Annotated in this window: 2 protein-coding genes; both read left to right on the top strand. The window is 69.8% G+C overall.

All coding sequences use genetic code 11. From position 1 onward, the window contains the following. The first annotated feature begins 160 nt into the window (after positions 1-160). Positions 161-1,399: an IS21 family transposase gene (gene istA, locus FYJ68_RS09940; RefSeq protein WP_154436122.1), complete on the top strand. Its 1,239-nt coding sequence runs from the start codon at positions 161-163 to the stop codon at positions 1,397-1,399. Then, positions 1,396-2,196, top strand: a complete 801-nt coding sequence (gene istB / locus FYJ68_RS09935) for an IS21-like element helper ATPase IstB (RefSeq protein WP_326832321.1) — start codon at positions 1,396-1,398, stop codon at positions 2,194-2,196. Before istA ends, istB begins: the two co-directional genes overlap by 4 nt. The last annotated feature ends 78 nt before the right edge of the window (positions 2,197-2,274 follow it).

Here is a 2,274-nt window from a genome sequence, read left to right as displayed (position 1 = left end):
TGATAGCGCTAGCTTAGGTTTCACCAGATTGACCAACACGCGCCCCAATCCGACCAGCGCGAATGCGCCAGCCAAACCAGCGTAGTTTCACCACTTTCACCAACTAGGCTCAGCCCCGAACCGACGACGGAGAGGGGTGGGGGCCTTGGAGAGGAACCTCATGGCTGAGCTGAATGCGGACAGGGAGTGCGGCGTCAGGCCGAACTTCTCGGAGGTTGCTAGGAGGTACGGCGTGGACAGGCACACCGTCTCGAAGTACTGGAACGGGGGCGGGCCCTCGCCGGACGACGGCAGGCACGGGCGGCAAAGCGGGTTCGACCGCTACCGCGACGAGATCGAGGAGAAGGCGGCGCTGCCGGGAGTCACGGCCAAGGGCATCCACGAGCTGCTGCTCGAGCGCCACGCGGGCGACGAGCCGCCGGTCCCGGGCTACAACGCCTTCACGAGCTACCTGAGGGGGCGCGGCATAGCCGTCGGGCGCGCCGCCGCGCCGGACGCGCACCCCAGGTTCGAGACGGCGCCCGGCGAGCAGCTGCAGTTCGACTGGAAGGAGGACGTCACCATGCACGACCGCTCCGGCCGCGGGTACCGCTTCGACGTGTACACCTCGACGCTCGGATGGTCCCGGATGCACTACTTCGTGCGGTCCCCGACCAGGACCAGGGACGACCTGCTGGCCTGCATGGCGGACAACATCCGCTGGCTGGGCGGCGTGCCGCGGCAGTGGCTCACGGACAACATGTCGGCCGTCGCGACGCTCGGCGGCGACGGGAGGCGCTCGCGGGACGGGCGCGTCGCCGCCTTCGCGCGCGAGGCCGGCTTCGAGCTCGCGCTCTGCCGGCCCAGGACGCCGCAGACCAAGGGCAAGGACGAGAGCGCGAACCGCTTCCTGTCGCGCCTCAGGGCCTACGAGGGCGACTTCGAGGGCTGGGAGGGGCTCGACCGCGCGATAGCGCGCGTGTGCGCGAGGAGCAACGAGGAGCCGAACCGCACGACCGGCCTGCCGCCGGAGCTGCTCTTCCGGAGGGAGAAGGAGGCCCTGGGGCCCATGCCCCGCGAGTCGGTGCTCTCGGCGCTGGTGGGCGACGTGTCGTGGCAGGTGGTGCCCGCCACCATGCTCGTCAGGTGCGCCGGGCGCGAGTTCTCGGTGCCGAGGAGGTGCATAGGGCGCCGCGTGAGGCTGCTGCTCGAGCCGGGCGGGCGCCTCAGGGTCTACGACGGCGGGGAGCTCGTGGCGACGCACGACACCGCCGCCCCGGGAGGGCCGATAGTCTACCGCGAGGGCGACTACGCAGAGGCGATGGCGGACAAGCGCTGGGGCGGCGACGCGGACATAGAGGCGCAGGCCAGGCGCAACCTCGAGCTGCTGGGCGGGCTCGGAGGGGGCGAGGAGTCGTGACCGGCCCGGAGGGCAGCGTGTCGGAGCGCATACGCGGCAACCTGGAGGAGCTCGGCCTCGACGCGATGGCCTCCTCCGCCCCGGAGTACTCGAGGCTGGTCGCGACGGGCGCGAAGTCGTTCCCCGAGGCCCTGCTCGAGATGACCGACGCGCAGGTCGCCGCCGTGAGGGAGCGCGACCTGGACAGGAGAGTCGAGAAGGCGAGCTTCCCCTACGTGAAGACCCTCAGGGACTTCGACTTCTCGTTCCAGCCGTCGATCCCCAGGGGCGTGGTCGAGGACCTCGCGACGCTGGGATTCCTCGACCGCCACGAGAACGTCGTGCTCGTCGGCAGCCCCGGCGTGGGCAAGACCCACATCGCCGTGGCGCTGGGGGTCGAGGCGGTCCGCGCCCGCAAGCTCACCTACTTCACCGACTGCCAGCGCCTCGTCTCGGACCTCGCGCACGCCGCGGGCAAGGGCCAGCTGGAGAGGCGGCTGCGCTTCTACGCCCACCTGTCGCTGCTCATCGTCGACGAGGTGGGCTACCTGGACGTGGACAAGCAGGGCGCGGACCTGCTGTTCCAGCTGGTCTCGAGGAGGTACGAGAGGAGGTCGACCATCGTGACGACCAACGTGGGGATGGGGTCGTGGGCGAAGGTCTTCGGGGACCCGGTCGTGGCGTCGGCGATAGCGGACAGGCTCTGCCACCACTGCCACCTGATACGCATAACGGGGAGGTCCTACAGGACCAAGGACCTCGCGCCGCAGGACAGGGCCTCGCCGGCAGTGGTCGCCGATTCCGGCGCCCCGCGGTGACGGGACTGGCGAATGTACGTTGGTGCGGATGGGGGCGGTTCGCTGTCTAGTCTGGTGAAATCTATCTTGACTTCAACA

Origin of the sequence: Olsenella porci, from assembly GCF_009695875.1 — a bacterium.
In the GTDB taxonomy this organism is placed as follows: Bacteria; Actinomycetota; Coriobacteriia; order Coriobacteriales; family Atopobiaceae; genus Olsenella_H; species Olsenella_H porci.
The sequence above is the reverse complement of the archived record's forward strand: the minus strand, read 5'-3'. Positions and strand labels throughout refer to the sequence as shown.

Coding starts and splice junctions, on each gene's coding strand:
- istA (WP_154436122.1), top strand. CDS start 161: ATGGCTGAGCTGAATGCGGACAGGGAGTGCGGCGTCAGGCCGAACTTC.